Source organism: Pseudomonas sp. YuFO20, from assembly GCF_035064975.1.
Lineage (GTDB): Bacteria > Pseudomonadota > Gammaproteobacteria > Pseudomonadales > Pseudomonadaceae > Aquipseudomonas > Aquipseudomonas putida_AE.
In genome coordinates this window covers 26,338-47,425 of sequence record NZ_JAXDEO010000046.1, presented here as the reverse complement: position 1 = coordinate 47,425, position 21,088 = coordinate 26,338, and the positions used below count along the sequence as shown (strand labels likewise).

Here is a 21,088-nt window from a genome sequence, read left to right as displayed (position 1 = left end):
CGAACCGAAGTGGATTAACGATTTTCTTCCGGAGCCAACGCGGCCAACTCGGCGCGCAGTTCGTCACTCAGCGCATCGTCCTTGAGGATGCGTTCCAGCTCATGACGGAAAGTGGCATTGTCCAGCAGGTTCGACTTAAGGTCGCGCAACAGATTGCGCATGGCCAGCAGCGCACGCAGGTGCGGGATTTGCCGCGCCACCTGCTCTGGCTCGAAGTCCTTCATGCGCTGGAAATTCAGCTCGACCGAGGTGTCGCCAGCGTCATCGACCAGGGTGTTTTCCACGGCCACTTTCAAGACCGGAGAAAACTCCGCCAATACGCTATCGAAGTTGTTTTTGTTGATGGAAACCTTGCTACGGGCAGATAAGGGACGCTGCTCCTTGCCATTGCTGTAGTCCCCCATCACCATCAGCTTCAGTGGCAATTCGACTTTTTTCTGCGCACCACCGGTATGCAGATCGAGCTTGATATTGACCCGAGCCTTCGGCACTTCGTTTTGAAAACTGCTTGAAGACATAACACCTCCCGATTATTTTGCGACAGCCAATGCAATCGCTAAAACCTGCAAGACAGGAACTCGAAACTCTAGCCAACAGAATAGAAAGTTTCCCTGCTACAGCCTGTGAATTCCATGTCAAAATGAGTGCAACAATATACACACGGGAACTATGACTGTTCTCCTACAACGACAATGAACTATCCCACTCGCACATTCCACCCCTCCCGGAAACTTTGGGAAATTTCTTACTTATTTCCAGAAATGCCCTACAAGAAACCACTGAAAACAGTCCTTTTACTGGGCGCGAGTCGACGTTTTTCTTCTCCGACGGGCTGCGCCCTCCCCCTCCAATCCGCCCGGGCAAACCCTCTGCATCAATTATTTATACTCAAATGCCAGCTTAATAATATTTTACCGATATCAGGCTGATCCCTAGTCTTGAGCCCAGGAAATGGCAGGTCGACACCGACCGTTAACCAACTTCGAAGGGCAAGCAGATGACCATTGAAAAAACAATAATAGATACCTTGATTGTCGGCGCCGGCCAGGCCGGCGTAGCCATGAGTGAACACCTGAGCAAGCTCGGCGTGCCGCACTTGGTGCTGGAGCGCAATCGTATCGCCGAGCGCTGGCGCACCGGCCGCTGGGATTCGCTGGTGGCCAATGGTCCGGCCTGGCACGACCGTTTTCCCGGCCTGGAATTCGACGACATCAGCCCCGATGGTTTTGCCCCCAAGGAGCGCGTGGCCGATTACTTCGAAGCCTATGCCCGCAAGTTCAAGGCGCCGATCCGCACTGGCGTGGAAGTGCAGAAGGTTGAGCGCAACGTTGGCCGCCCGGGCTTCACCATCGAGACCTCCCAAGGCGTGATCGAGGCCAGCCGCGTGGTGGCTGCCACGGGTCCGTTCCAGCGTCCGGTGATCCCGCCGATCGCCCCCAAGGATGCGCAACTGCTGCAGATCCACTCCGCCGACTACCGCAATCCCGGGCAATTGCCCGAGGGTGCCGTGCTGGTGGTGGGCGCCGGTTCCTCGGGCGTGCAGATCGCCGATGAATTGCAGCGCTCCGGCAAGCAGGTGTACCTGTCGGTAGGCGCCCACGATCGTCCGCCCCGCGCCTATCGCAACCGCGATTTTTGCTGGTGGCTGGGGGTGCTGGGCGAGTGGGACCAGGCCGCGATGAAACCCGGCCGCGAGCACGTGACGATCGCCGTCAGCGGCGCCCAGGGTGGCCGCACCGTGGATTTTCGTGGCCTGGCCCATGCCGGCATGGTGCTGGTGGGCCTGACCCAATCGTTCAACGGCAGCGTGGCGACCTTCCAGGCGAACCTGGCGGACAACCTGGCCCGGGGCGATGAAAACTACCTGGCCCTGCTCGACGCCGCCGATGCCTACATCGAACGCAATGGCCTGGACCTGCCGGAAGAACCCGAAGCGCGCCATACCTTCCCGGAGCCGGACTGTGTCTCCAACCCGATCCTCGAACTCGACCTGGCCAAGGCCGGCGTGACGTCGATCATCTGGGCCACCGGTTTTGCCGTGGACTACAGCTGGCTGCAGGTCGACGCCTTCGACGACAACGGCAAGCCCCGGCATCAGCGCGGTGTGTCCAGCGAGGCGGGCGTGTATTTCCTCGGCCTGCCCTGGCAGTCCCGTCGCGGTTCGTCCTTCATCTGGGGCGTGTGGCATGACGCCAAGTACGTGGCCGATCACATTGCCATCCAGCGGACCTATCTCGAGTACCGCGATGCCGACCAACGCGAGGCCCAAGCCTGCCCGGCCGCACATAAGACCACTGCCAACGCTTGATTCCCGCACGGCGCGTGAACCGCGCCGGCCCCCAAAATTTCAGGAGTTTCAAATGACCACGCCAACCCATACCCGCATTCGCATGTTCAACACCAAGGAAACCTACCCGAACCAGAGCCTGGACAACGACCTGTGCCAGGCCGTCCGCGCCGGTAACACCGTGTATGTGCGCGGCCAGGTCGGCACCGATTTCGAGGGCAACCTGGTTGGCCTGGGCGATCCGCGGGCACAGACCGAGCAGGCCATGCGCAACGTCAAGCAACTGCTGGAAGAAGCTGGCAGCGACCTGAGCCACATCGTCAAGACCACCACCTACCTGATCGATCCGCGCTACCGCGAGCCGGTGTACCAGGAAGTGGGCAAGTGGCTCAAAGGCGTGTTCCCGATTTCCACTGGGCTGGTGGTGACGGCATTGGGTCAGCCGCAGTGGCTGATGGAGATCGATGTGATTGCGGTGATCCCCGAATAACGGGCAGACCGCGTCGCGACAAACTCCAGCCGCCCGCTCCCGCCATTGATCTTCTGTAGGAGCGAGCTCGCTCCTACAAAATCCAGACAAGGACCCGCCCCATGACCTTTTCCATCGCCGCCCGCTGCCCCGACACCGGTCAGTTCGGCATCGCCATCAGCTCCTCGAGTATCGCTGTCGGCGCCCGCTGCCCCTGGTTATTGCCCGGTGTGGGCGCCGTCTCGACGCAGAACATCACCCTGCCCTCCCTTGGCCCGGAAACCCTGGCCCTGATGGAGCAGGGCCTGGCACCCGCCGAGGCCCTGGACAAGGTGCTGACCCGCAACGGCTACAGCCAGTACCGGCAGATCACCGCCATCGACCACCTCGGCCGCACCGCGCACTTCAGCGGCGCGCAAACCCTGGGCAACCATAACGCGGTGTCCGGCGAGCAATGCGTGGCGGCCGGCAACATGCTCGCAAGCCCGGCGGTGATCGAGGCCCTGGTCCGCGCCTTCGAACAGGCTGAAGGCCAACTGGCCGACCGCTTGATCGCGGCGATGCAAGGTGGCGTGGCGGCCGGTGGCGAAGCCGGGCCGGTGCATTCGGCCGCGGTCATGGTGGTCGGCGAGCTGACCTGGCCGATCGTCAACCTGCGGGTCGACTGGGCCGACGAAGATCCGATTGGCCAGCTGCAGAGGCTCTGGCTGGCCTACCGTCCGCAGGTCCAGGACTACATCGACCGCGCCCTGGCGCCCGACCGGTCCCCTGGCTACGGCGTCGCTGGAGACGATCGATGAGCGCCAGCCGCGATCTGCTCGCAACGCTGGTGGCGTTCGACACCACCAGCCGCGAATCCAACCTGCAGCTGATCGAGTTTGTCCGCGACTACCTCACAGGCTTCGATGTGCCGTGCCAGCTGGTCTACAACCAGGAGCGCAGCAAAGCCAACCTGTTCGCCACGATCGGCCCGGCGGACCGGCCGGGCATCGTGCTCTCGGGGCACACCGACGTGGTCCCGGTCGACGGCCAGCCGTGGACCGTCGCGCCGTTCCAGCTCACCGAGCGCGATGGCCTGCTGTACGGTCGCGGCACGGCGGACATGAAGGGCTACATCGCTTGCGTGCTCGCCCTGGTGCCCGCGCTGGTGCAGGCCTCGTTGCGCCTGCCGGTGCATATCGCCCTGTCCTACGACGAGGAAGTCGGCTGCCTGGGCGTGCGCTCCCTGCTCAAGGCCCTCGAGCAACGTCCGGTCAAACCGCTGCTGTGCATCATTGGCGAACCCACCGAGCTCAAACCGGTGCTGGGCCACAAGGGCAAGCTGGCGATGCGCTGCGACATCCACGGTCACGCCTGCCATTCGGCCTACGCCCCGCTCGGGGTCAATGCCATCGAATACGCAGCCGAGCTGATCGGTGAACTGAAGCGCATCGGCCAACGGCTCAAGGCCCCGGAGCTGCATGACCCGCGCTTCGATCCGCCGTTCTCCACCGTGCAAACCGGGGTGATTGGCGGCGGCAAGGCCTTGAACATCGTGCCGGCCGACTGCCGCTTCGACTTCGAAGTTCGCGCCCTGCCCTCCCACGACCCGCGCCTGGTGGCAGAGGAACTGCAGGCTTATGCCGAGCAGCAGTTGTTGCCGCGCATGCGCGCCGTGAGCGAGCACAGCGAGATCCGCTTCAGTGAGTTGTCGGCGTACCCCGGCCTGGCCACCGATGCCCGCAGCGAAGCCGCGGAATTGATCGCCGCGTTTTCCGGCTCGCGGGAATTCGGCACGGTGGCGTTCGGCACCGAAGGCGGTCTGTTCGATGCAGCGGGCATCCCGACGGTGGTGTGTGGCCCGGGAAGCATGGAGCAAGGCCATAAACCCGATGAGTTCGTCAGCCTGGAACAACTGAACGGCTGCGACGCCATGCTGCAACGGATGCTGCTGGCCATCAGCAACTGATCCCTGGCCCGACGCTCAGGTATAGAGTCGGGCCAGTTCTTCCTGGCAGTAATCGACGAACAGCTGCACCGGTTTGGTCAGCTGTGCCCGGCGCAACCACGCCGCGGACAACCCCGAGCCGGTGACGTTTTCGGCCAGCGGCACGCACACGACTTTTTGCCCGTCATAGGTGTACTCGGAAAACGGTTTGGTCACCAGGATCGAAAAGCCGAAACCCCGCCCGACCATCCCGCGCACCATCTCGATCGACGGCGAGCTGAACACGATGTTCGGCGTCAGCCCGCGCTCTTCGAAAATGCTCACGAAGTAGGTTCGGCTGGGCACCACGTCCAGCAAAATCATCGGCTCCAGCACCAGGTCGTGCAGCGAGACTTTCGCCTGCTGGGCGAAGCGATGGTCGGCGGGCAGCAAGGCATAGGGTTGCTGGGCCGGCATCAGCGCCACGGTCTCGATGGTGCTGTCCAGGTCATGTTCGTAGACCATGGCCATGTCGATGCTGCCGGCGGTCAACGCCTGCACCAGCTCCTGCTGCTCGCCATCGCGAATGCGTATTTCCACCCCGGGCCAGCGCTCCTTGAAACCGGCGATCAGGCGTGGCAGGTACAGCGGTGCCACGGTTTCAAAACAGCCGATGTCGATCTGTCCCGCCACCACGTCGTTGTCCGCCAGGGCGTTCTGCTCGAACTCATGGGCGACCCGCAGCAGCTCCTGGGCCTTGCGGTAGAACCGCGAGCCGCTCGGCGTCAGCGACACCCCCTGAGCGTGATGGCGGATGAACAGTTGCACGCCAAAACTTTCTTCCAGGTGCTTGATCGCCGTCGATACCGATGGCTGCGCGATGTAGAGCTTGCGCGAGGCCTCCGCCACGCTGCCGCAGTCGGCCGTGGTGACGAAATACCTGAGCTGGCGCAGGTTGTAGGCGGCCATGGGAACCTCCGGAAAACAGAACATCAGGGTCAAGGAATCGGCAGCGCACACAAGGGGTTGGTGCCGGCCTGCGGTCAAGGCTGAACATACCGGAGGCGACCGCCGGCGCGGCATATATTTTTTAAGGTTTGAAGCAACAAACTTACTAATTTATCTATCCCGAGCCATTGCACATGATCGCTCCAACAAGAAAAGCGTCGTTCGCGCGACGCTCACCGAAGTACGTCCACGTACTCACTTTGCCTTGGAGTTCGTCATGGTAACCACTGCAGCAACGAGCGCTCCGCTCATCGAGAAACACACGATCGGCTACGTGCCGCCGCAAGACCGTCATGGCAAGACGCGCGACCTGTTCACCCTGTGGTTCGGTGGCAACATCGCGCCCTTGCCCATCGTCACCGGCGCCCTCGGCGTGCAGCTGTTTCACCTGAACCTGGTGTGGGGCATCGTCGCCATCCTCGTCGGCCATCTGGTCGGCGGCGTGCTGATGGCGCTGCACTCGGCCCAGGGCCCGCAGATGGGCATCCCGCAGATGATCCAGAGCCGCGCGCAATTCGGCTCCCTCGGCGCGCTGCTGGTGGTGCTGATCGCCGGCGTCATGTACATCGGCTTCTTCGCCTCCAACATCGTGCTGGCGGGAAAATCCCTGCACGGCGTGGTCGACAGTGTCCCGGTACCCGTGGGCATCGTCATCGGCGCCCTGGGTTCGGGCATCATCGGCATCATCGGCTATCGCTTCATCCACGTACTCAACCGTATCGGCACCTGGGTGCTGGGCATCGGCATCGTGCTGGGCTTCGCCTACATCCTGACCCACGTGCAGACGGACGACTTCCTCACCCGCGGCAGCTTCAACATCTCCGGCTGGCTGGCGACGGTGTCCCTGGCCGCGCTCTGGCAAATCGCCTTCGCGCCCTACGTGTCCGACTACTCGCGCTACCTGCCGGCCGACGTGCCCGTGGCGTCGACCTTCTGGACCACCTACCTGGGCACCGTGCTCGGTTCCAGCCTGTCGTTTGTCTTCGGCGCCGTCGCCGTACTGGCCACGCCCGTCGGCATGGACACCATGGACGCGGTCAAGCTCGCCACCGGTTCCATCGGCCCGCTGATGCTGGTGCTGTTCCTGCTCAGCGTCATCAGCCACAACGCCCTCAACCTCTACGGCGCCGTACTGTCGCTGATCACCCTCGTGCAGACCTTCGCCTACCGCTGGATCCCCACCGCCAAGAGCCGCGCCGTGCTCTCGGTGATCGTGCTCGGCGCCTGCTGCTTCGCCGCCGTCGGTGCCTCCGCTGACTTCATCGGCCACTTCGTCGACATGGTGCTGGTGTTGCTGGTGGTGCTGGTGCCGTGGACGGCGATCAACCTGATCGACTTCTACGCCATTCACAAGGGCAAGTACGACATCGACTCGATCTTCCACGTCGATGGCGGCATCTACGGGCGCTACAACCCGCAGGCGCTGCTGGCCTACGCGATCGGCATCCTGGTGCAGATTCCGTTCATGAACACGCCGCTGTACGTCGGACCGATTTCCGAGCACATCAACGGTGCGGATCTGTCCTGGGTGGTGGGCCTGGTGATTACCTCGCCGTTGTACTGGTGGCTGGCCAATCGCGACAGTGCCTACAAGCGTCGGTTGTCGAGTGGGAAACTCGCTACCAGCCTGTAATCAAGATCCACAAGCCTGCTCGCGACAAAGCCCTGACATGGAATCGTCAGGCCTTTCGCGAGCAAACTCCACCTGAATCGACCCGCGCTTGATACCTCGCTGATACGTCCCCCCGATCGTGCTGTTACCTCACCGCCCCACTTGTCACTTCTGCGCCGCACGGCAGGCCAATACAGTATGGCCTTCGGTGTGTTGCGGCAGGCACGAACGCTGTCGACCCTCAACTCCACCGATTTCCCATCACGGAAGAGGTGACATCATGAGTTTCGTCAAAGTTGAAAAAAACCAGAGCAGCGCCCCGTCGGAAGCCGACATGATAAAAGCCATGTTCGAGTCTGGCGGCGTACCGGGCGAGTGCAGCGGCAACAACGCTGCTCGCACCCTGACCTACGCCGGCCTGGTCAATCACACGGTGTATGAGAACAAGCTGATCGAGATTGCCAAGGGCAAGCGCACCAGCTGGAACTTCGTCTGGGCCGATGTGAAGGCAGCCTGAGGCCCTGGCGGGGCGGCCCGTCGTTCGCCCCGCCACTTCAACCTGATTGATACCCCCCCGTTACCCGCCTGTAACGCCAAGACACTTAGCCCATGCGCTGCTTGAACCTAGAGTGAAGCCCTCGATGGATGGACCGGGTTGACTGCCCTCCACCCATCGATTGCCCAACACACCACCAAGGAAGAGGGACACCATGAGCCAATCAAACGCTGTCAGCCAACAACGCCAGCAGCTGCACGATGATGTGCAAGAAGCCGTCAAGTCGATCATGGGTGCAACGCAACTGAAGGCGTCGGACTATGGCAGGGTCTTGAAGTCCGCCCTGGCGGCGGCGCAAAAAACCGTCACCATCGAAATCGCCGCCGGCGACCTGACCCTGCTCAAGAAGTCTGGCTACAAGCTGTGCTTTGCCAAGAAGGTCGGCACCGCCGACTACAACGTGGTCTGGCAGTCCTATGTCGCGTACCTGAGCAATAACGAATTCAGCTGGACGCCGTTGTATCAGCTGTTCGCCTCCAACGTGTTCAAGGAAAACGTCCAGGTCAAAGTCTCGACCAACATCGTCAATATCGGTCTTGGGCAAACCTCGACACTCGATGAACACGGCCTGCTGAGCCCGGCGATCACGGGCGGCCCGGACGTTTCCATGACCTTTGTGAACGAGTACGCGCCGATCCATCCGGGGATCAACCAGCTGTCCACCGGCATCGATGGCAATCAGGTCAGCACGCCGATCTACGTGGCGGTGGACCCGGTCGTCACCGGTAAAACCGTACTGACCCCCGTTGAAACCATCCTCGTATGGTTCGAACAGAACGTACAGACCAGTACCATGTTCAGTACCTCACGCTCCAAGGCGATCGAAATCGACCTGACGTTCGAAAACACCGCCGGTCGCCTTTACGAAGGCGGTCAATGGAAAACCGTGTAACTGCTGCGCACCGGGGCAACCCCAGGGTTGCCCCTTTCATTCGTCGATCGCGCCTTTGGCAAAGTAGCCCGTCAGGGACAGGCAGATCGATTGCGCCAGGTCCTCCTGGGTGGCGATGCCATAAGGCTGGTTGCGATCGAACTGCGCCGACCAGCGAATCCGCCCCTGCGCCACATCCACCAGGCGCAACGACGCCCGCACCCGCGCTGGCTCGACCCGCACGCTGCCTTCCAGGCAATAGCTGTAGCGCCCGCCGCGTCCGCCATCCGCTGCTTTTACGCTGCTGCGCGGCACCTTCATTAACACATGATTGGCCACGCTTTGCGTTTGCTCGAACGACTCGAACAAGCGACAGCTCAGCTCTTCGCACAAGCCCCGGGCGAAGTCATCGCCATCCGGGGTGATGCAGGTGAACGGCTGGATCTGCAAAACCGGATGGCGGGTGGCGGTCCCCTTGGTTTGCAACCGCTGATAAGCCAGGCGATAACACCCGGCAGGTATGCTCAGCCGCACCGGGTCCTGCTGGCCGTTGCTGGCGTAATGCGCCGCGAGCTTGCGCCGCAACCGCCCCACCTGCACCCGCACCACCGGATCGTCGCCGGTGCAGTACACCGCCGGATCGCGACGGAACACCGCGATGCCGATGGCGTGTTCGGTAAGAGGGGTATTTGAAGGTTGCAGGTCGTGCTCGACCAGAAAGCGCAACAAACTGCCCATGCGCCGGGATTTGGCGAACAACGGGCTGGCCAGCAGCAACGCCAGTACGCGCTGCATCTCTTCAGGATCGAGCGCCACGGGAACCCCCGCCGCGCTCGAATCAACCATGCGCTTGATCACCATCGCCTGCCTCCGTGCAGATTGCCGACAGGAATAGACGTGGAACTCCGTGGTTGCGCACGCAACGTGAGCCCAGGACAGGCTCGGGTGCTGCAACGACGAAGCTTAGCAGCCGTGATGAGATGGGCAGGCAAATGCGCTGATAGCCAGCTGACATCCGACGAACGTTAGATTTTGATCTGCAAAACTTGTAGGACATTTCCCATTCTGACAAGGGAATTGTCCGCCGGTGGGTTGCGAAGTGGCTGTAGTACCGACACCCTCATTTCCTGGGACAAACCCTATCTCCACACCTGAAGAGCCGCGCCAACCAAAAAAACCGGACCCTTCACCACAAAAAACCGTGCCACCCCGCACCTGTAGATACCGTCTTGAACCTCACCGGGCAAGCGCAAGTTTCGGGTCGTAGGGTTGGCCCGACTTGAGCACGCCGTAAACGAAGTGCAGCAGCTTGCGCATCGCCGCACAGATGATCTGCTTGGGGGCCTTGCCGTTGGCCTTCAGGCGGTCTTTCATGGCCTTGATCGCCTCGTTATGCTGCAACGCTACCAGGCCTGGCATGTAGAGGCCTGCACGCACACTCACTGAGCCGATTTTTGAAATCGTAGTGCGCCCCTTGAGCTTGCCCGAGTCGTGAAGCTTCGGGTTCAGTCCGGCAGCAGCGACTAGTTTGCGAGGATCGTCGTACTTGCGCAGGTCGCCCAGTTCGGCCAGCAGCCGCTCAATCGTTTTTTCCCCGATACCGTCAATGGTCACGATCAAGTCGCGCATCTCGCGCATATCCGGGTCGTCATCGATGTGGTTTTTGATTGCCTTGTGCGTTTCAGCGATCTCTTTTTCGATGTGGCGCAGCACAGAGTTGATCGAGGCTTTAACCTTCTCATCGGACACATCCAGACGATTGCACTCCATTCGCTCCATCTCCTGGAGATCATCCAGGCGGCGCACCAGGGCTTTGAGCTGGCGATATTTGAGCGGCTCCGGCGCCCACAGCGCAAGCCTTTCATTCTTTTCGCGGGCGAAGTCAGCGATCAGTTTGGCATCGCTTTTATCGGTTTTGATCCGACGTAACTCGCTGTCGGCGTAGGCGTGGGTCGTGGCCGGATTGACCACGCAGACCCGGTAACCCTTGTTGTAAACGAACTCGGCCAGCTCCAGGTGATAGATACTGGTCGCTTCCATCACGATCAGGGCCGAAGGTTCGACCTGTTTTACCAACTAGGCCTCGAACTCTTTGAAACCCTTTGAATCGTTAGCCAGTTTGGCCTTGGTTTTGTGTTTGCCATTTGGCAGATGAGTAGCAATATCAAAGGTGTTCTTTGCGACATCGACGCCGACGAAACTGGACATGACCGTCCCTCCATTAGTCCGTTGCGATCATCACTGCACTCCGTCCAACCTTGTGAATGCGGGCTCTCGCCAGAGACGGGCCCAAGATACCGTTCGAACTGTATGAGTGAGTGTGGAGGGCTGGAGCACAATCTACATCACAGGCACAAAGCCTAAGGAGCTGCACGGCTTCCAGGTCCCTCCCTCGATGATCAGTCGAGAACTATCGCTCTTGATGGAGCGATAGTCGAGATACAAGGAGCTGCCGCAGGCTGCGATCTTTTGACCTTAAAATTCCAAAACCAGCCCTACACCTCATTTGCAGCCACCAAAACCACTGCCTATATTCGGGCCCGTCGCTGACAGAAGTGGGCAATAGGGTTTCGCAGCCCTATCGATACGAGTAGCTCTTCTTACAGATACGAGGAAGATTTACTTGTGACCATGAATAATCCGCCACCCCGCTTCATCCCCATGAAGCAATTCGCCACCAGCTACCCCGTCCTCCTCATCGACAACCAGGCCCCAATCCGCGAACTCCACAACTGCGTCAGCGAACGCCTCAACGCCGTCCTCCAGTACATCAACCTCATGGCCTGCACCAGCCTGCCCGACTACGCCGAAAACGACATCAACACCGTCGCCAACATCGCCCGGATTCTGCTCCAGGATGTGCGGGATGTGTTTGGGGTGATTGAGCAACGGGGGTTTGAGGTGCCTAAGGTGCAGTGATCAATTTTCAGCTCGAGAACCCGCTTTCAATGCGGGTTCTTCTCTTGTCGTGGTCTTGATTCCCACAGCGATTGTGGCTTGATTCGTTGACGACATGCAGCAGGAAATTGGCATCCAATCTACTTGTTTCCGGGAAACATGCCTGTCACTAGCGGCTGACTGATTCGGCAAGGAGCGAACTCTGCAAATAGTCTATAGAATCAGGCGCAATTGAGAAGAACACGGCATGAGCACTGATTTCGGGCACCTGACCTCAAGAGTTTCTGGGCCGGAAATACTGTGACAGAGGAAAGCTGAGGATTAGCGATGAAAATTGAATACCTCGAGATCACGGGCTTCAAGAGCGCGGCACACATTGTCCTGAATGACGTACCAGCCTTTACGGTTCTGGCCGGCTCGAATGGTGCTGGCAAGAGCAATATCACTGATGCGCTCGATTTTTTAGGCGCGGTAGTAAAGCGCGGCGCCACTCAGGCAATCCGGGATTTTGGTGGATTTCAACAAATTCACTGCTTCAAGCACCGAAAGGAAAAACGCACGACCATTTCCTTCACCCTCAGAATAAATCTTGAGGAAGTGGCATTCGACTACAACCTGTCGATATCCGAAATACACCGAGAGCCTCGAGTACTTGAAAGCCTAAAGGTTAATGGTGTTCAAGTTATTGACCGCAAGAGCAGCGATCAGACACGTATCGCCTTGACTGACAGTGAAAACCTGCAGCACTTCCCTAAATATGCACAGGACATGAGTGCACTGATGTTGCTAGGCAATTCGCCGATATATCGAATGCTTACCAACATCCAGGTATTTCGAATTAACCCTACAGAAGCCAAGGAGCCAGATAGTTCGACAGCAGATGCTACGACTCTTGATAGTCATGGTCGGAACGTGGCCACCATGCTGTCAATTCTGGAGAAGAACGAGCACTTTCGAGAACAGGTTCTCGAGTGGATCGAATTGATCGTTCCCGGGATGGAGAACGTATCCACCGAGAAACAGCGACTGGATGGTTCTACAGTCATCACCTTCAAAGAAGAAGGAACGAAAGCTCGCTTCCCGGCGCGTCTGATTTCAGATGGGACAATTTATGCTCTCTGTATCATGACTGCTGTACTTAGCCGAGCAGGGAAATCCGGCATAACAATCATAGAGGAGCCAGAACGGGGCATTCATCCGAAGGCTATTGGCGAACTTGTACAGTTGATGCGTGAAAATGCATCAGTTGATCACCCGGTTTTCATCACCACTCATAGCGAGTCTGTGGTACGCAACCTTGATCTTGAAGAGCTATGGCTGGTGAATAAAGACGATGGCAAGACCAAAGTCAAACGTGCTTCAGAGTCGTCCGTAAATAAAAAAGACATTCCGCTTGATACGGCGTGGCTTACCAATCTTTTTGATGGGGGTCTGCCATGGTGAGAGTCGGATTCATCGTTGAAGGTGATAGCGAAAAAATCGTTGTCGAATCGGCGGACTTCCAAGCGTTCTTGCAAGAAAACGAGTTTTTGCTGGTTAACCCTGTAGTCAATGCCAAAGGTGGCGGTAACCTCTTGCCGCAAAATATCGATGCTTATCTAAACCGTCTGGATCAGCAGGCGGTAGACGTCATCGTTGTGCTGACCGATCTCGAAGACGAAGAGTCAGTTGATCTGGTGCGAGAACGCATCTCAAATCCACGGATAAACATTATTTTCGTCGCAGTCAAAGCTTTGGAGGGATGGTTTCTAGCTGATTCGGTCGCAATGAACAAATGGCTAGGCATTGATGACTTCAATGAATTGCAACCTGAGCAGACACTCAACAAGCCATGGGATCGTTTGAAAGAACTATCAAACGCGCTGGGCAAGCAAGGGCCAGGCAACAAAACCGCATTCGCAAAAAAGATGACCAAGCACTTCGGTTTCAGCATCCGTCAAGCTGCATCGCACCCACAGTGTCGAAGTGCGCAGGAGCTTGTTCACTTTTTCACAACGCAGCGCTGAGCAGCCTGACTTAGTTCCAGCGCCCGATCCCCGCCGGGAAAGGCGGTGGAATATTCCCCGAAATTAAGCGCCCGGGAGCACGTTGACTGCGCTGATTATCCGTCTCCCATTTTCGCAACCGCAAATTAAATGAACCCTGCGTGCACCTGCCCACCTAACGGAAAGACTATTCAGGAGGTGACTACATGCAGATCGAAACGACGTGGATTGTATTGGCAGCCGTTCTTCTGTTGATCGAGTTGTGGGCCATCAATCGGGTGCGCAAAAGCGCAGGCAAAGCGAGCAGCAAAGGTGTGTGGATGGTGGTGATCGTGTTTGTGCCGCTGATCGGGCTGATACTGTGGGCCCTGGCGGGGCCCAAGCACATCGCTCACCACCCGGATCCAGCACAGGCCAGACAATAAGGCTGGGGAAATGCGTTAACGCTTCGTGACTGAGCGAAATGCATGGAACCACAGGCCACATCGGGGTTTCGAAACTTTATCAGCGCTGATCCTGGATCAAACAAGGCGCCATTGGAGAGGAAATCCCGATGAACACTAGACTGCTGCTTTTGCTCGCTGGCCTGTGCCCTGCCCTGGCGTACGCCGAAGGTTGCGACGTGCTGACCCGATCCCAAAGCGCTTCCATTCCCGTGGTGGAAAGTCATAGCTGCTATGAGTACGAAGGCATGCCGGTCAATTCCATCGACTGGTCATGCAGCAACGAGAGCAAGGAGATGCTGACCAGTACCAAGAAGAAAGTCGAACATTGTGACGATCATTACCAGGCCACCTGCATCGCCACCTTGACCCAGGAATCCCTGGCCAACCCTCATTCCACCAGCAAGGACAAGAACAGTCAGTCGGTCAATATTCCCGACAATGCCCAGGTCACGACGTATTACTACGGTGCCGAGCACATCGCCCAAGCCAAGATTGATTGCGAGTCGGGCGGTGGTCACTGGAAGACCAAATAAAAAAACCGATGCCTGAGCGGGCATCGGTTTTTTATCAAGCGCCATGGATGATGCGCCGCCGGATCACGTCACGCCGTAATCAGAAGTTTGCCGGCGTGTTGGCGCTGATGATTTCCGCCTCATCCTGGCCGATATTGCGAAACTTGTGCGGCAACGTCGTCGGAAAGTAATACCCGTCCCCGGCATTGAGCACACTGATCTGCCCATCCACCGTCAATTCGACGGTGCCACGGGTGACCAGACCGCACTCCTCGCCTTCCGAATGCACGATCGGCTCTTCCCCGGAACTCGCACCCGGTGCGTACTGTTCGCGCAGCAGACGCATCTGCCGGCTTGGCACGGACGCGCCGATCAGCAGCAGGCGCAGGCCGTGGCGGCCGAGGTCGGGCTGTTCGTTGGCGCGGAAGACGTATTGGTGCTCGCGCGGCGGTTGATCGAAGGTGAAGAAGTCGGCCAGGGACATGGGGATGCCTTCGAGCAGCTTTTTCAGCGAGCTGACGGAAGGACTGACGCGATTCTGCTCGATCAGGGAAATGGTGGCATTGGTGACGCCGCTACGCCGGGCCAGCTCGCGCTGGGACAGTTTGTAGCTTTCGCGTACTAATTTGAGTCGTGAGCCCGTGTCCATGACAGCCTTATGTGCTTGGTACGCAAGGGTAATGGGGGTGGAGAGCAGGCGTGGATCGCGCCGTTTTCCTGTCCCGGAAACGTGAAAGGCGGCTATTAAATCACGTTTGTGGGTGTTGCTGTAGGAGCTGCCGCAGGCTGCGATCTTTTGATCTTGATCTTGAAAAGCAAGATCAAAAGATCGCAGCCTGCGGCAGCTCCTACACGGGAACGTGGTGTTTCAGGTAAAAAGCCGGTGGCCTTCCTGGGGTTGACCACCGGCGAGGTAAAGCTTAGATCCCGAAACGGTCGCGCAGCGAGTAGTACACCGCACCCAGGGCGGTCAAAGGCGCCGAGAAGGTGCGCCCGCCAATCATCGGCATGTGCGGCAGCGAGGCGAAGGCGTCGAAGCGTTCGGCGTCGCCGCGGATCATTTCCGAAATCAGCTTGCCCGCCAGGTGCGAACAGGTGACGCCGTGGCCGCTGTAGCCCTGCATGTAGTAGGCGTTTTTCTCGATACGGCCGAATTGCGGCATGCGCGACATGGTCAGCAGGAAATTGCCGGTCCAGCGGTAGTCGATCTTCACGTCCTTCAACTGCGGGAAGGTCTTGAGGATTTTCGGGCGGATCAGTTGTTCGATGTCGTCCGGCTCACGGGCGCCGTAGACCACGCCACCGCCGTAGAGCAGGCGGTTGTCGGCGGTCAGGCGGTAGTAGTCGAGCAGGTAGTTGCAGTCTTCGACGCAGTAGTTGTTCTTGATCAGGCTGCGGGCCTGCTTTTCCGACAACGGCTCGGTGACGACAATCTGCGAACCGCACGGCATGCTCTTGCTGGTCACGCGGTTGTCCAGGCCCTGCGGCAGGTAGGCGTTACCGGCGATCAGCAGGTACTTGGCCTTCACCACGCCTTTGGCGGTGCGTACGGTGATCGGCTCGCCATAGGTGATTTCCACCGCCGCCGATTGCTCGTAGATCTTGCCGCCCAGGCCGATGATCGCCGAAGCCTCGCCCAGCGCCAGGTTCAGCGGGTGAATATGCCCGCCCTGCATGTCCAGCAGGCCGCCGACGTAGGCGTCGGAACCGACTTCGCGCTTGATGTCATCCTTGCCGAGCATGGTCAGGTTCTTGTTGCCGTAGCGTTCCCAGCCCTTCTTCTGTTCGGCCAGGCCCTTGAGCTGCTTCTTGTTCATCGCGGCAAATATGCCGCCCGGACGGTAGTCGCACTGGATGTCGTAGTGCTGTATGCGCTGACGGATGATGTCGGCGCCTTCGAAAATCATGCTGCCGAGGACTTCGGCGGTCTTGTCGCCGTAGCGCTCTTCGATGACGTCGACGTCACGGCTATAAGAGTTGACCAGTTGACCACCGTTGCGACCGCTGGCGCCGAAGCCGACTTTGGCGGCTTCGAGCACGGTGACGCTGTAGCCCGCTTCGGCGAGGAACAGTGCCGAGGACAGGCCGGTGTAACCGGCGCCGATCACGCAGACGTCGCAGTCCACCGCGCCCTCCAGCACCGGGAAATCGCCGGTGAAGTTGCGGGTGGCGGCGTAGTAGCTGTTTACATGTGCTTGTTTCATAAGTTTCTCCGATGGCCGCCGCAAAGAGCCGGCGACCGCCGCTTTATTGTTATTAGAGCTTGATCCAGGTCGCTTTCAGTTCGGTGTACTTGTCGAACGCATGCAGCGATTTGTCCCGGCCATTGCCCGACTGCTTGAACCCGCCGAACGGCGCGGTCATGTCGCCGCCGTCGTACTGGTTGACCCAGATGCTGCCGGCACGCAGGCCACGGGCGAAGGTGTGGGCCCTGCTCAGGTTGCTGGTCCACACGCCGGCGGCCAGTCCGTAGATACTGTCGTTGGCAATCGCCAAGGCTTCTTCAGGGGTGTCGAAGGTGATCACCGACAACACCGGGCCGAAAATTTCTTCCTGGGCGATGGTCATGGCGTTGGTCACGCCGTCAAAAATCGCCGGCTCGACGTAGAGGCCGCCGGTGTCTTCGAGGGTGCGGCTGCCGCCCGCGATCAACCGGGCGCCCTGCTCCTTGCCGATGTCGATGTAGCGCAGCACGTTGTCCAGTTGACGCTGGTCCACCACCGCGCCGACGGTGGTCGCCGGATCGAGCGCGTGCCCCGGTTTCCAGCCTTGCAGGGCTTCCACCAGCAGCGGGATGAACTGCTCGCGGATGGAGCGTTCCACCAGCAGGCGCGAGCCGGCGGTGCAGACTTCGCCCTGGTTGAAGGCAATGGCGCCGGCGGCGGCCTGCGCGGCGGCGCGCAAGTCCGGTGCATCGGCGAACACCACGTTGGCGCTCTTGCCACCGGCTTCAGCCCAGACGCGTTTCATGTTGCTTTGCCCGGCATAGATCATCAGTTGCTTGGCAATCGCCGTGGAGCCGGTGAAGGCCAGCACGTCGACGTCCATGTGCAACGCCAGCGCCTTGCCGACGGTGTGGCCGAAACCCGGCAGCACGTTGAACACGCCTTTGGGGATGCCCGCATCCAGCGCCAGCTGCGCGATGCGAATGGCTGTCAGCGGCGACTTTTCCGAAGGCTTGAGGATGAACGAGTTGCCCATCGCCAGGGCCGGGGCGAATTTCCAGCTGGCCATGATCAGCGGGAAGTTCCACGGCACGATGGCCGCTACTACGCCGGCCGCTTCGCGCGTCACCAGGCCCAGTTGGTCGTGGGGGGTGGCGGCCACTTCGTCGTAGATCTTGTCGATGGCTTCGGCGGTCCAGCGGATCGCATTGGCGGTGGCCGGAATGTCGATGGCCAGCGAATCGCCGATCGGCTTGCCCATGTCGAGGGTTTCGAGCAGCGCCAGTTCTTCCTGGTTGGCCAGGATCAGGTCGGCGAAGCGGATCAGGATGCGCTTGCGCTCGGCCGGGGCCAGCCCGGACCAGACGCCGGATTCGAAGGTGCGGCGGGCGACGGCGACGGCCAGGTTAGCGTCGGCTTCGTCGGTGCTGGCGACGTTGGCCAGGAAACGGCCGTCTACCGGGCTGATGCATTCGAACGTCGCGCCGCTGGCGGCTGCGCAGTATTGGCCGTCAATGAAGGCACGGCTTTCGATTGTCAGGGACTGGAAGCGTTGCTCCCAGTCGCTGCGAGTAGTTGTCATGGTTGTGACTCGACGCAGGGGAATAGGTGATCGTCAGGCCGACGCCCGCCAATTCAAATTTGAAATGCGATCCCTGTGGGAGCGGGCTTGCTCGCGAAGGCGCCGGCACATCCAATATTGATGTCGCCTGACACTCCGCTTTCGCGAGCAAGCCCGCTCCCACATTTGATTGTGTTGAACCGACTAATCAGACGGTATGCAAGTACCAGTTGTACTCAAGGTCGGAGATGGAGTTCTCGAACTCGGCCAGCTCGCTTTCCTTGCACGCCACGAACACGTCGATGTACATCGGGTCGATGTATTTGGCCATGACTTCGCTGTCGTCCAGCTCGCGCAGGGCATCGCGCAGGTTGTTCGGCAGGCTCTGTTCGTTCTGCTCGTAGCTGTTGCCTTCCACCGGGGCGCCCGGCTCGATCTGGTTGGTCAGGCCGTGGTGCACGCCGGCCAATACCGAGGCCATCAACAGGTACGGGTTGGCATCGGCACCGGCCACGCGGTGTTCGATGCGCACGGCATCCGGTGAACCGGTTGGCACGCGGACCGCCACGGTACGGTTGTCGACGCCCCAGCTCGGCGAGTTCGGCACGTAGAACTGCGCGCCGAATCGACGGTAGGAGTTGACGTTCGGGCAGAGGAACGCCATCTGCGCCGGCAGGGTCTCGAGCACACCGCCGATCGCGTGACGCAGCGCGGCGTTCTGCTCGGGATCCTCGCTGGCAAAGATGTTGTTGCCTTCCTTGTCGAGAATCGAAATGTGCACGTGCAGACCGTTACCCGCCTGGCCCGGATACGGCTTGGCCATGAAGGTGGTGTCCATCTCGTGGTCGTAGGCGATGTTTTTCACCAGACGCTTGAGCAGGACGGCGTAGTCGCATGCCTTTATAGGGTCGGCCACGTGGTGCAGGTTGACTTCGAATTGTGCAGGGGCGCTTTCCTTGACGATGGCGTCAGCCGGGATGCCCTGCTCTTTCGCACCTTCCAGGATGTCCTGCAGGCAGTCGACGTACTCGTCGAGGTCGTCGATCAGGTACACCTGGGTCGACATCGGACGCTTGCCGGACACCGGCGAACGTGGCGATTGCGGACGACCGTTCACGTTGTCCTGGTCGATCAGGTAGAACTCCAGTTCGAACGCGGCGCAGATGGTCAGGCCCATGTCGTCGAACTTGCGCACCACGTTGGCCAGGACTTCCCGCGGGTCGGCGAAGAATGGCTGGCCTTCGAGTTCGTGCATGGTCATCAGCAGTTGCGCGGTTGGGCGCTTCTGCCATGGCTCGATGCTCAGGGTGCCGGGGATCGGGTAGCAGATCCGGTCGGAGTCGCCGATGTCCAGACCCAGGCCGGTGCTTTCCACCGTGGAGCCATTGATGTCCAGGGCAAACAGGGACGCCGGCAGGTTGATGCCTTTCTCGTAAACCTTATGAAGACTGGTGCGTTCGATGCGCTTACCGCGCACCACACCGTTCATATCCGCAATCAGAAGGTCGACGTACAAAACCTCAGGATATTTCTTAAGGAATGCGTTTGCTTCGTTGAGTTGAACGGTACGCAGAGGGACCGACATGATGCACCTATTTTTTACTGTTAATTATTATGTTCACCGCCCTTTCACGTAGCCAGTCAATCCGAAAGGCAAAGTGAAGTCAATAGCGAACACCTTGCCTTTAAACGTTTATTTTCGGGCCTCTCAGAGGCACGAGAGTGCCAGATCATCCCTGGAACACGCGTAAATCCTCAGCCTCGGGCGTGCGGCGTTTAGAATTTTTTACATGAGAGTTGTTAATTAAAATCAACAAGGCTAAGCTCCGGAAAAGCTCGTTCAAGTGTGAAACTTCGAGGTGATAAAAATGGCATTCAAGCCATTGATCGGTGTTACTGCATGCGTCAAACAGATTGGCCTGCACCCCTACCATGTCAGCGGCGACAAGTACTTGCGTGCTGTCAGCGTTGCGGCACTGGGGCTGCCTGTCGTCATTCCTTCCCTGGGCGAACTGACCGAAATCGAGGATCTGCTACCGCAGCTCGACGGTCTGTTGCTGACCGGCTCGCCATCGAATGTGGAACCCTTCCACTATCAAGGCCCCGACAGCGCTCCCGGCACGGAACACGATCCCCAGCGGGATCGCACCACCCTTCCCCTGATTCGCGCAGCCATTGCCGCTGGCGTTCCGGTGCTCGGCATCTGCCGCGGCTTTCAGGAGATGAACGTGGCGTTCGGTGGCAGCCTGCATCAGAAGGTCCATGAACTTCCCGGCTTCCTCGATCATCGCGAGGCCAACCATCCCGACCTGGCGGTGCAATACGCACCGGCCCATGCCGTCGATGTGCAACCGGGCGGTGTGTTCCAGGCGCTGGATCTGCCGCCGGTGTTCCAGGTCAATTCGATTCACAGCCAAGGGATCGACCGACTCGCTCCCGGCCTGCGCGCCGAAGCACTCGCGCCGGATGGCTTGATCGAAGCGGTCTCGGTGGAGAACAGCAAGGCATTTGCCCTCGGTGTGCAATGGCACCCGGAATGGCAGGTGCTGGACAACCCGCCCTACCTGAAGATTTTCCAGGCGTTTGGCGACGCGTGCCGGCAACGGGCGGCGTTGCGTAACTCGCGCTGACGCCATAAACGATCAAACCATTTACTGCCCCCGCGAGCGGGCAGGCGGGCTTTTGCGCGCCTCTCGCCCGCGAAAACAACACACTGCAATAACAACAAGCACTACCAGGCAGCCAGGACGGCGGCGCCGAATTAACCCGAGTGGAGTGCCCGTCAGGCATGCGCAATACCTTGTAGGAGCTG

Annotated in this window: 22 protein-coding genes; 13 read left to right on the top strand and 9 right to left on the bottom strand. The window is 59.5% G+C overall.

The window, feature by feature from the left end:
• Positions 1-14: 14 nt before the first annotated feature.
• Positions 15-518 (bottom strand): type VI secretion system contractile sheath small subunit, encoded by a 504-nt coding sequence (gene tssB / locus SOP85_RS23225; RefSeq protein WP_274077593.1) that lies wholly within the window; start codon positions 516-518, stop codon positions 15-17.
• A gap of 479 nt (positions 519-997) precedes the next feature.
• Here tssB and SOP85_RS23220 point away from each other — a divergent pair, with 479 nt between their 5' ends.
• From SOP85_RS23220 to argE, 4 genes are all read left to right on the top strand, one after another.
• A complete protein-coding gene (locus SOP85_RS23220) occupies positions 998-2,308 on the top strand; it encodes a flavin-containing monooxygenase (protein WP_323628335.1) in 1,311 nt (436 codons plus the stop codon).
• 52 nt (positions 2,309-2,360) lie between these two features.
• Positions 2,361-2,777: a RidA family protein gene (locus SOP85_RS23215; protein ID WP_008058648.1), complete on the top strand. Its 417-nt coding sequence runs from the start codon at positions 2,361-2,363 to the stop codon at positions 2,775-2,777.
• 101 nt (positions 2,778-2,878) lie between these two features.
• Entirely contained in the window at positions 2,879-3,556 is a 678-nt protein-coding gene (locus SOP85_RS23210; protein WP_323628333.1) for a DUF1028 domain-containing protein, read from the top strand.
• Positions 3,553-4,704 (top strand): acetylornithine deacetylase, encoded by a 1,152-nt coding sequence (gene argE / locus SOP85_RS23205; protein ID WP_323628332.1) that lies wholly within the window; start codon positions 3,553-3,555, stop codon positions 4,702-4,704. Before SOP85_RS23210 ends, argE begins: the two co-directional genes overlap by 4 nt.
• A gap of 15 nt (positions 4,705-4,719) precedes the next feature.
• On the opposite strand, the gene SOP85_RS23200 is transcribed toward argE, so the two are convergent.
• Positions 4,720-5,631: a LysR family transcriptional regulator gene (locus tag SOP85_RS23200; protein ID WP_274077589.1), complete on the bottom strand. Its 912-nt coding sequence runs from the start codon at positions 5,629-5,631 to the stop codon at positions 4,720-4,722.
• Between the two features lie 256 nt (positions 5,632-5,887).
• Between SOP85_RS23200 and SOP85_RS23195 the strand changes: the two genes are divergently transcribed.
• The 3 genes from SOP85_RS23195 (at position 5,888) to SOP85_RS23185 (ending at position 8,730) form a co-directional block, all read left to right on the top strand.
• Complete coding sequence (locus SOP85_RS23195) at positions 5,888-7,303, top strand: purine-cytosine permease family protein (protein ID WP_274077588.1); 1,416 nt, start codon at positions 5,888-5,890, stop codon at positions 7,301-7,303.
• A 259-nt stretch (positions 7,304-7,562) separates the two neighbouring features.
• Positions 7,563-7,799 carry a hypothetical protein gene (locus tag SOP85_RS23190; RefSeq protein WP_274077587.1) on the top strand — a complete coding sequence of 79 codons (237 nt, stop codon included), beginning with the start codon at positions 7,563-7,565 and terminating at the stop codon, positions 7,797-7,799.
• 193 nt (positions 7,800-7,992) lie between these two features.
• The gene (locus SOP85_RS23185) at positions 7,993-8,730 is read left to right on the top strand and encodes a hypothetical protein (RefSeq protein ID WP_274077586.1); all 738 of its coding nucleotides are present in this window, start codon (positions 7,993-7,995) and stop codon (positions 8,728-8,730) included.
• 36 nt (positions 8,731-8,766) lie between these two features.
• On the opposite strand, the gene SOP85_RS23180 is transcribed toward SOP85_RS23185, so the two are convergent.
• The 3 genes from SOP85_RS23180 to SOP85_RS23170 all read right to left on the bottom strand — a co-directional run bounded on the left by SOP85_RS23180 (position 8,767) and on the right by SOP85_RS23170 (position 10,917).
• Positions 8,767-9,570, bottom strand: a complete 804-nt coding sequence (locus tag SOP85_RS23180; protein ID WP_323628330.1) for a hypothetical protein — start codon at positions 9,568-9,570, stop codon at positions 8,767-8,769.
• Between the two features lie 375 nt (positions 9,571-9,945).
• On the bottom strand, positions 9,946-10,785 hold the full coding sequence (locus SOP85_RS23175; RefSeq protein ID WP_323628329.1) for an IS110 family transposase: 840 nt from the start codon (positions 10,783-10,785) through the stop codon (positions 9,946-9,948).
• On the bottom strand, positions 10,786-10,917 hold the full coding sequence (locus tag SOP85_RS23170; RefSeq protein ID WP_323628328.1) for a hypothetical protein: 132 nt from the start codon (positions 10,915-10,917) through the stop codon (positions 10,786-10,788).
• A 417-nt stretch (positions 10,918-11,334) separates the two neighbouring features.
• Here SOP85_RS23170 and SOP85_RS23165 point away from each other — a divergent pair, with 417 nt between their 5' ends.
• The 5 genes from SOP85_RS23165 to SOP85_RS23145 all read left to right on the top strand — a co-directional run bounded on the left by SOP85_RS23165 (position 11,335) and on the right by SOP85_RS23145 (position 14,571).
• On the top strand, positions 11,335-11,628 hold the full coding sequence (locus tag SOP85_RS23165; protein WP_323628326.1) for a fructose-bisphosphate aldolase: 294 nt from the start codon (positions 11,335-11,337) through the stop codon (positions 11,626-11,628).
• A gap of 306 nt (positions 11,629-11,934) precedes the next feature.
• A complete protein-coding gene (locus SOP85_RS23160) occupies positions 11,935-13,050 on the top strand; it encodes an AAA family ATPase (RefSeq protein ID WP_323628325.1) in 1,116 nt (371 codons plus the stop codon).
• Positions 13,044-13,613 (top strand): DUF4276 family protein, encoded by a 570-nt coding sequence (locus tag SOP85_RS23155; protein ID WP_323628324.1) that lies wholly within the window; start codon positions 13,044-13,046, stop codon positions 13,611-13,613. The genes SOP85_RS23160 and SOP85_RS23155 overlap by 7 nt, the downstream gene beginning before the upstream one ends.
• Before the next feature lie 185 nt (positions 13,614-13,798).
• The gene (locus tag SOP85_RS23150; protein ID WP_274077584.1) at positions 13,799-14,017 is read left to right on the top strand and encodes a PLD nuclease N-terminal domain-containing protein; all 219 of its coding nucleotides are present in this window, start codon (positions 13,799-13,801) and stop codon (positions 14,015-14,017) included.
• A 128-nt stretch (positions 14,018-14,145) separates the two neighbouring features.
• Positions 14,146-14,571, top strand: coding sequence for a hypothetical protein (locus SOP85_RS23145; protein WP_274077583.1), 426 nt, complete (start codon positions 14,146-14,148; stop codon positions 14,569-14,571).
• A gap of 79 nt (positions 14,572-14,650) precedes the next feature.
• Here SOP85_RS23145 and SOP85_RS23140 read toward each other — a convergent pair whose 3' ends face one another.
• The 4 genes from SOP85_RS23140 to SOP85_RS23125 form a co-directional block, all read right to left on the bottom strand.
• Complete coding sequence (locus tag SOP85_RS23140; RefSeq protein ID WP_007946335.1) at positions 14,651-15,199, bottom strand: cupin domain-containing protein; 549 nt, start codon at positions 15,197-15,199, stop codon at positions 14,651-14,653.
• Between the two features lie 271 nt (positions 15,200-15,470).
• Positions 15,471-16,754 carry an NAD(P)/FAD-dependent oxidoreductase gene (locus SOP85_RS23135; protein WP_274077582.1) on the bottom strand — a complete coding sequence of 428 codons (1,284 nt, stop codon included), beginning with the start codon at positions 16,752-16,754 and terminating at the stop codon, positions 15,471-15,473.
• A gap of 52 nt (positions 16,755-16,806) precedes the next feature.
• On the bottom strand, positions 16,807-18,297 hold the full coding sequence (locus tag SOP85_RS23130) for an aldehyde dehydrogenase (protein ID WP_323608573.1): 1,491 nt from the start codon (positions 18,295-18,297) through the stop codon (positions 16,807-16,809).
• Positions 18,298-18,484: 187 nt separating this feature from the next.
• Entirely contained in the window at positions 18,485-19,861 is a 1,377-nt protein-coding gene (locus SOP85_RS23125; protein ID WP_008063763.1) for a glutamine synthetase family protein, read from the bottom strand.
• A gap of 283 nt (positions 19,862-20,144) precedes the next feature.
• Between SOP85_RS23125 and SOP85_RS23120 the strand changes: the two genes are divergently transcribed.
• On the top strand, positions 20,145-20,906 hold the full coding sequence (locus SOP85_RS23120) for a gamma-glutamyl-gamma-aminobutyrate hydrolase family protein (protein WP_274077579.1): 762 nt from the start codon (positions 20,145-20,147) through the stop codon (positions 20,904-20,906).
• Positions 20,907-21,088: the final 182 nt, after the last annotated feature.